General features: G+C 28.9%; 12 protein-coding genes and 1 pseudogene. 5 read left to right on the top strand and 8 right to left on the bottom strand.

Annotated features, from left to right (window positions below; all coding sequences use genetic code 11):
* Window positions 1–106: 106 nt before the first annotated feature.
* A complete protein-coding gene (locus IDG60_RS02195; protein ID WP_001792929.1) occupies window positions 107–397 on the bottom strand; it encodes an MAP domain-containing protein in 291 nt (96 codons plus the stop codon).
* 10 nt (window positions 398–407) lie between these two features.
* Window positions 408–2,156, bottom strand: a complete 1,749-nt coding sequence (eap, locus tag IDG60_RS02200; protein WP_001792928.1) for an extracellular adherence protein Eap/Map — start codon at window positions 2,154–2,156, stop codon at window positions 408–410.
* A gap of 388 nt (window positions 2,157–2,544) precedes the next feature.
* On the opposite strand from eap, the gene IDG60_RS02205 reads away from it, so the two are divergent.
* The 4 genes from IDG60_RS02205 (at window position 2,545) to IDG60_RS02215 (ending at window position 3,864) form a co-directional block, all read left to right on the top strand.
* Window positions 2,545–2,742, top strand: a complete 198-nt coding sequence (locus IDG60_RS02205) for a phospholipase (RefSeq protein WP_000239610.1) — start codon at window positions 2,545–2,547, stop codon at window positions 2,740–2,742.
* A gap of 371 nt (window positions 2,743–3,113) precedes the next feature.
* Window positions 3,114–3,293: a hypothetical protein gene (locus IDG60_RS02210; protein ID WP_000669791.1), complete on the top strand. Its 180-nt coding sequence runs from the start codon at window positions 3,114–3,116 to the stop codon at window positions 3,291–3,293.
* 23 nt (window positions 3,294–3,316) lie between these two features.
* Complete coding sequence (locus tag IDG60_RS24570) at window positions 3,317–3,625, top strand: hypothetical protein (protein ID WP_001789576.1); 309 nt, start codon at window positions 3,317–3,319, stop codon at window positions 3,623–3,625.
* The gene (locus IDG60_RS02215) at window positions 3,604–3,864 is read left to right on the top strand and encodes a hypothetical protein (protein WP_001791826.1); all 261 of its coding nucleotides are present in this window, start codon (window positions 3,604–3,606) and stop codon (window positions 3,862–3,864) included. Before IDG60_RS24570 ends, IDG60_RS02215 begins: the two co-directional genes overlap by 22 nt.
* Window positions 3,865–3,916: 52 nt before the next feature.
* Here IDG60_RS02215 and scn read toward each other — a convergent pair whose 3' ends face one another.
* The 5 genes and pseudogenes from scn to IDG60_RS02240 all read right to left on the bottom strand — a co-directional run bounded on the left by scn (window position 3,917) and on the right by IDG60_RS02240 (window position 7,467).
* On the bottom strand, window positions 3,917–4,267 hold the full coding sequence (gene scn / locus IDG60_RS02220; RefSeq protein ID WP_000702263.1) for a complement inhibitor SCIN-A: 351 nt from the start codon (window positions 4,265–4,267) through the stop codon (window positions 3,917–3,919).
* A 510-nt stretch (window positions 4,268–4,777) separates the two neighbouring features.
* Window positions 4,778–5,116: pseudogene (locus tag IDG60_RS02225) on the bottom strand (SH3 domain-containing protein); the annotation flags it as partial.
* A 647-nt stretch (window positions 5,117–5,763) separates the two neighbouring features.
* Window positions 5,764–6,255, bottom strand: a complete 492-nt coding sequence (sak, locus tag IDG60_RS02230) for a staphylokinase (protein WP_000920038.1) — start codon at window positions 6,253–6,255, stop codon at window positions 5,764–5,766.
* A 190-nt stretch (window positions 6,256–6,445) separates the two neighbouring features.
* Window positions 6,446–7,201: a CHAP domain-containing protein gene (locus tag IDG60_RS02235; RefSeq protein ID WP_000861038.1), complete on the bottom strand. Its 756-nt coding sequence runs from the start codon at window positions 7,199–7,201 to the stop codon at window positions 6,446–6,448.
* Window positions 7,202–7,212: 11 nt separating this feature from the next.
* Window positions 7,213–7,467, bottom strand: a complete 255-nt coding sequence (locus IDG60_RS02240) for a phage holin (protein WP_000611512.1) — start codon at window positions 7,465–7,467, stop codon at window positions 7,213–7,215.
* 51 nt (window positions 7,468–7,518) lie between these two features.
* Here IDG60_RS02240 and IDG60_RS02245 point away from each other — a divergent pair, with 51 nt between their 5' ends.
* Window positions 7,519–7,626, top strand: a complete 108-nt coding sequence (locus tag IDG60_RS02245; protein WP_031762631.1) for a hypothetical protein — start codon at window positions 7,519–7,521, stop codon at window positions 7,624–7,626.
* A 52-nt stretch (window positions 7,627–7,678) separates the two neighbouring features.
* On the opposite strand, the gene pepG1 is transcribed toward IDG60_RS02245, so the two are convergent.
* Window positions 7,679–7,813, bottom strand: a complete 135-nt coding sequence (pepG1, locus tag IDG60_RS02250; RefSeq protein ID WP_000226108.1) for a type I toxin-antitoxin system toxin PepG1 — start codon at window positions 7,811–7,813, stop codon at window positions 7,679–7,681.
* Window positions 7,814–7,860 lie beyond the last annotated feature (47 nt).

The following is a 7,860-nucleotide window of genomic DNA, read 5'->3' on the forward strand; positions in this document are numbered from 1 at the left end:
AATTTATATAACTTTTGGCAAATCACTTCAAACATTCAAGCATCACATCTCTACAAATGTAAAAGGCACCCCACGATTGTGAGATGCCTTATTATAAAATTAAAGATTAGAATTTAAGTTCAATATCTACCTTTTTAATGTCAGTTGCTTTAAATACTCTTTCATCTTTATACTCAGTTTTTAAGTCTACATATTTTGACGAACCATTTTTAAAATACACTTTATACACTGCGCGTTCAGCAAGTTCTATGTCATGTTTAGTTATCCCTTGATCATTTGCAATTGCTGATTTAAGTTTTATACTTAAATCATTAATTGTAATTTTGCTTGCATTATAGAACACAAATTCATTTGAAACTATGTTTTCAAATTTATTTATTGTTACTGGGAATTTCACATTATTAGATTTATTTATTTTTTTTTGATTTAGTGTATTGTTTTACATCAATATCAATCTTTTTAATATCTTTGGCACTAAATAAATTAGGTGTAAAGATGTCTGATTTTAAATTCACTACTTGTTTCTTTCCATTTTTGAAATATACTGTATATTTTGCTTGTTTCGCAAATTTTAAGTCAAGATCACTGATACCTCTTTCACTTTTTAATACAGATTTCACTTTGTCGTTTAAATATTTGTAACTAATTAATTGTTTATTCGAAATTTTTAGTTTTGATAAAATTGGTGTTGATGTGCCATTTACTGCAATTGTATATGGTACATAGCTATCCGCTTTCGCTTTTGACCCTGTTTTAACATCAATATCTATCTTTTTAATATCTTTGGCACTAAATAAATTAGGTGTAAAGATGTCTGATTTTAAATTCACTACTTGTTTCTTTCCATTTTTGAAATATACTGTATATTTTGCTTGTTTCGCAAATTTTAAGTCAAGATCACTGATACCTCTTTCACTTTTTAATACAGATTTCACTTTGTCGTTTAAATATTTGTAACTAATTAATTGTTTATTCGAAATTTTTAGTTTTGATAAAATTGGTGTTGATGTGCCATTTACTGCAATTGTGTATGGTACATATCTGTCTGCTTTCGCTTTAGTTCCTGTTTTAACAGTAATTTCAATTCTCTTAACATCTTTCGCATGAACTAAGTTTGCTGTGTAATTTTTTGAATTTAACTGTAAGATTCTTTTACCACCATTTTTAAAATAAACAGTATAATAAGCTTTCTTAGCATATTTTAAATCTTGTTCACTAATACCTCTATCATGCTTCAGTACTGATTTTATTTGACTAGTTAAATTTTTGTAATTTGTCCAAGGTTTATTTGAAAATGAAAGATTCGATAAAATGTTTGTAGATGTACCATTTAGATTAATTGAATATGGAACTTGATAGTTTCTTTTAGCTTTATTTTCGATATGTTTTTTTGTATCTACGTTAATATTGATACTTTTAATATCACTTGAATTGATTAAATTCGCTGTGTAAATACCTGATTTCAAATCGATAACTTTCTTCGTTCCATTTTTAAAATTAACTGTATATTTCGCTTGCTTCGAAAGTCTTAAATCAACATCAGTAATACCTCTATTTGATTCTAAAACTGATTTAACTTTACCCTCTAAATCTTTGTAACTAATATTTTGATTTTTATTAAATGTTAGGTTTGATAAAATGTTTTGGCTTGTGCCGTTCACTGTGATTGTATATGGCACTTGAACATTTGCTTTAGCTTTATCTTTAGGTTGCTTTTTAGTATCTACGTTAACACTGATAGCTTTAATGTCACTTGTATTGATTAAGTCAGCTGTGTAGATACCTGATTTCAAATCGATAACTCTTTTTGTTCCATTTTTAAAATGAACCGTATATTCCGCTTGCTTTGAAAGTCTTAAATCGATATCACTAATACCTCTATTAAAGTATAAAACTGATTTAACTTTATTCTCTATATCTTTATAACTAATATTTTGATTCTTATTAAATGTTAAGCTTGATAAAATGTTTTGGCTTGTGCCGTTCACAGTAATTGTATATGGAATCTGGATGTTAGAATGTCCATGGTGTAATGTACTTGATGATTTATCTAATGGCTTAGCTGCGGCAGATGCTTCGTTAGTATTAAAGTTTGCTCCTGTTGATGCTATAACGCCTAATGCTAATGTTGTTGTAATCAATGACTTAAATTTCATAAATTATCTCTCCTTTTTTATGTAATTCGTGATTGCAACTTTATTATAGCCAGACTTTCTCTATTTTTTGAATTAACTGAATATTAATAATAAATTATCTTTAACAATAATTTTTTAACACTGTTAAAAGTTCTTTTAATTTTGATTAACTAACTAATTTACAATACCTAAAATGTTGTTTGATTTTGTTTATACCAAGTTTCAAACTTAAATGTCATAACAATCTTCATTTCTTAATTCCGATTATATTTGTCGATTATATTTACAGCATCTTTATACTCAAAAAACATTTACTTAAAAATATAAATTCGATTTAATAATTAATTTAAATTTAGTTAATCAATTTTGCATCTATTTTGTTGTAAGCTATATAAAAGGAGTGATAATGATGGTAAAAAAAACAAAATCCAATTCACTAAAAAAAGTTGCAACACTTGCATTAGCAAATTTATTATTAGTTGGTGCACTTACTGACAATAGTGCCAAAGCCGAATCTAAGAAAGATGATACTGATTTGAAGTTAGTTAGTCATAACGTTTATATGTTATCGACCGTTTTGTATCCAAACTGGAGACTTTTAACATAAAATTACTTATCATTCAAAAAGTAAAACAGCATAATATCAAGGTTTATAACTTTATCATTATCAATAATACCTCATATAAAATAAAATTTTAGGGACTTTTTAGGGACTTTAAATTTAAAATTACAAGTTTAATAGAAACATCAAAATAATCACATGTTTGTGTGGAATGTACACCCCAAAAGCTAGACTGAAAAATCTATTTTTTGAGGTGTATTTTTATAGGTAAATATAATAAATTAGAGTAGACAACTCAGAATTCCAATTTTATAATAATATTGCTTGACATATCAAACTAGATAGTACTATTTTGAATATATTATTATAATCAAAAATTCATTGTAAACTTTTAAACAAAAGGAAGTAATAAAAACGTGAAATTTAAAACAACTAAAGAATGTAAAAGTAATAATATCTTTAAAAGAAGTCAAGAAATTAATAATAGTGAAAGTGAAAAGGGTTGTTTATGGGGCATTAGCATGTTGATTCTACTTTTCTTATTGATTCTGTTTGGAATAACTGCTTGTTCATCAAGCATTCACTTTATTAATTAGATTTTTTTACTTGGAGGTATCATGTGAAGAACCATACAAATATAATTAATATCTTATTAGTTATAGTCAACTCATTAACTCATTTTCTAACTCTAAACACCTCATTTTTTAATAATTCAGCATCGGATTTCTGTTTTATCATAGGGGCTATATTTTTCTTGATCGGAATTTTTGTTGCAATATACGGTATGAAGCGAGCAACATATTGGTTAAACTTATTGATTTTATTTACCAATATTTTTTATTTTCTACACTTCTGTGTTTTACTTTTGTTAAAATATATAGGATTTAAATTATTTATTTATGAAGGGTGTGTATTGTTATTTACCTAATTTATAGTCTAATTGTCTATTTCATCTGCATTATAAATTTTTTCATAATGGCCGCACCATTCTTAATGACTAATGCTGATTATGTATGGACGCCTATGACTACAGTTACGTTATTTATTTTGAGTTTGATTATTTTCTTGATATTTATAAAAACAAAAGATGTCGTTCATTTAACAATTTTCATATTAAACTTACTTTTTTCAATACTTTATTGTTTACCTATACTGTTTTATTTATGAACACTTTTATATTATCTAGAAAATTAAAACCACCCTTTTACGGGTGGTTTTTTTAATATTTACTTTTTAGTGCTTCGTCAATTTCATTATAAATCTTTTGAAGTTGATATTTTGCTTCTGACATTTTCTTAAAGTCTTTTGACTTAAGAGCATACATTGCTTTTTGACCTGAAATTTTTATAGTTCGCTTATAATAAGTGTTTAAACTTCCAGTAGCTAATTCATTAACATTTAGTTCATCTAATAACGATTTTAATTCATTAGCTAACTTTTCGTTTTGATATTCATTCGATGTTGGCAAGCTTGTGCTAGCTTGTGCCTCATTTTTATCTAGATTAGTTACTAGTGGTGATGCTAAAACGATTGCTAAAGTTCCCGCAAGTATAGATTTTCTAATTTTCATTTTTTATTCTCCTTAGTAATTAGTACTAATTTATTTTAATGACTAACTAAAAAAAAGTACATTAATTATTCATTAACTATATAGATCTTCTTATTAAATGAAAATTAATAAATTATCAAATTGACATACCTTATTGTATTTATAGAAAAACAAAAAAAGGTAAGCACCGAAATGCTTACCTACTTCCCATAAACAATATAACACATATACATTGATTTGGAAAGCGCAAAAATAAATTTAATATACTAGCCCGAAGGGGAGCAATACATAAAAAATGAAAGGCGCTCCTTGAAAACGCCCAAGGTAATATTAACATAAAATGGCTACTATTGCATTATCTAATTTTGTTTAATTAAAACAAATATATAGCACAAAAAAACTAGCCCGAAGGCTAGCTTATGAATAGATGAAAATTTGAACACATTGCTGTGTCTAAAATGATTATAGCATAATTTCAAACTATTCTATAATAAATTAATTAACTTCATATGAAACTTTACACACTTTTTTTCAAAGTGCGCTAAAATTACCAAAACTGCTTATTCTATTACCTGCCTTGTCTACCTCTCCTGTCGCTATATAACAACGTTGTCCATTATTAGCAATATAAGTAATCCATCTATAGCCATTAATGCAATATGCGCCGTCATATTTGATCGTTGCGTTATTGGGTAATACACCTGTAATTCTTGAATTAGTTGAATAGCCATCCCTCACGTTATTACCTTTAACATTGGCAACTGTGTAATAACCAGTCTCTTTTTTATACGGTACATTGTTTTTATCGAGTGTATAACCTGCTGGCACTGGTGAATTCTTTTCATTTTTAGCTGGTGTTTTAACATTACTGATACCTGATACACACTTCCAATAAAAATAACCACACCATTTAAGATGCGGTGTAGCGACTGTAATATTTCTATGTTGTTGAGATATATGTATCGAGTGAAGGGCAAAAAGGATATCAATTGCAGGATAAGTGTTAGGTTACTAGGCCACTTAACAGGCTATATAGTTCACTCCTACTATATACACTTAATTATAACATAAAAAGCACCCCGTAAACTATTATACGGGAATGCTAAAGTCATATATACTACGGGGGAGTAGTATGAAAACTATGCTCTCTATCATAAGAAAAAAACACCCAGTGACATGCTTGGGTGAACAAGGATAGATGTAAATAGTTGATGCATGTGTAACACATCATAGCAAAAAACTAGCCCGAAAGCTAGCTATAACATACAATCTAAAAAGACGTCCTTTGAATACGTCTAGAAAGATTATAACATAAAAAAATAGGCAAGTACCGAAGTACCTGCCTAAAAAAGGATTATCCACTTTTTCATCCTAACTGATTTCTCCCCATAAGTCACCTAATATCTGATTAGGTGGGGAAGAACCATTCGTGCATGAATGAGAATTTGATGAAAGATAATTTTCACTACACATATTCAATCAAGACATTGCTTTCTATAATAAACAACTATTTTGTTTTATTTCTTTTCTATAACAACCTTTGTAATTAAGTTGAATCCAGGGTTTTTAATATGCTCTGATAAATCTGGGACAACAAAACCTTTTTCTGTTATAGGGAAAGACTTCGTTTCTTCTTTTTTCTTATTCTTATCATAATAAGTGACTTCGATCTTTGCGCTTGGATCTAATTCAACTACTCTAAACTCTTTATATGCTGTCGCATCTAATGCCCATTCGACATAGTATTCAATTTTTTCTTTTGTAAGTGTAGTCCCAGGTTTAATAGGAAACTCGACATAATGAGGGGATAGCAATTCATTTCCTTTACCATCAACTCCAGTCACATTTACCATCAAATACGGGCCTGTTGGTTCAAAATAACTCGCGTCATCGCCTTTTTTATATTTTCCTTTGTCGAATGAACTTGATGCACTTACCTCATTAGTAATTGAAGAAAATGAGAATAATAACAATAAAACAGTTAAAAATAATAAACTTCTTTTGAGCATGGCGCTTCCTCCAAATATAATATATTTGTTTTTATTTATCTCTTTTTATAGCTAACACCCTTATTTAAGATGATAAATATCAACAACTTCATTTTATATTGAGAAAATATTAAAAATCAATAAAATATTAAAAGAAACTAAACTTACATTAAAAAATAATTAACAAATATTTAACATTTTAACCTAAGAATTAAAACACTTCTTTCACAATCAATCTCTCATGCCATATCCACTCATTATGATTGTTCCAATAAATGCGACACCAACCATCTATAATTTCAAACACATATATTAATGTTCCAGGCGCGTATACAGCCTGTCCAACATCGAATCTATAGTTAGTACGATTATCACCGTATCTAGTGGCTGAAGTAGCACCTAAGCCGTCGATTTTCGCATTAAAATAAGCACCTTTTGACCATTTAAGGTTATAAGGCGCTTTACTTCCAACTGTTATTTTACTTGCAGATTTACCGACTGCTTTTTGAGCAGGTGGTTTAACTTTATTTGTGATCTTATTCATTAAGCCCTCACTTTTATACTTAGGTCTAATAAAGTGAGTACAGCCGTAATAATTATCCCAACGTAACTTTGCAGGCGTATTTGCGTTACCGTCATAGTTCTGTTCCAAAATTAAAAATTGATTTGTATTACCACCATTAAACACTAAACCAATATGACCGTATTGTTTATATATTCCTTTGGTAAATACAGCCACATCACCTATTTGTGGAACAAACGATGGTGTGTTTTCATATACTGTTGCCATGTTTTTAAAATCGTTATTGATTGCATCTTTTGCATTTCCCCACATTCTAATTTCTAACAACCAATAAATGTAATCAACTGCTAAATCTGCACATTGGTAACCATACCAACCGTCAAAATCAATATATCTACCTTGATACCAACGTAACCTTGCTCTTGCTTCACTGTATGTTTTCATTATTTTACCTCCTAGTATTTTCTTCTTGGTTCTTCATATTCTAAAGCTTGGTGGCTATCACCTATACCTTTAGTAGTCGGGTCTTGAATCACACCAGTTAATACTAAAAATCCTAATATAGCGTTTAAACCGTCTGTTAATTGCTCTGTATAAACTTGAATATCATACCCAATAGCTTTGGCGATGTTTTGAGCAAATAAAAAGATAGCTGACAATATCGCTACCCAAAATGATTTTTGTTTCATTCTAATTTTCCAATTAATCATATTCTTATCTCCTTTTATCCAAAATAAAAAGACGACCAATAAGCCGTCTATTTGATATTTATATTATGGTGTGTTAATTTATATATAGAAAAAGGGCAACATGCGCAAACATGTTACCCTAGTGAGCCCGTTAAAAAGACGGTGGCTATTTTAGATTAAAGATTAAATTAATAACCATTTAACCATCGAAACCAGCCAAAGTTAGCGATGGTTATTTTTTATTGCTTAATTCAATAAGCTTGATTACTAGACCTATCAATGCAATAAGGAATAAACCAAACTGCAACATGGTACTAATTGTAATCATTAGGCGTCTCCTTTCTAAAGATTTCAGTAATGCCACCATAGGCACCACCTCCTTATACTCAGATAGCCACCATCTATCCAACTTGC

The organism is Staphylococcus sp. EG-SA-2 (assembly GCF_017152085.1).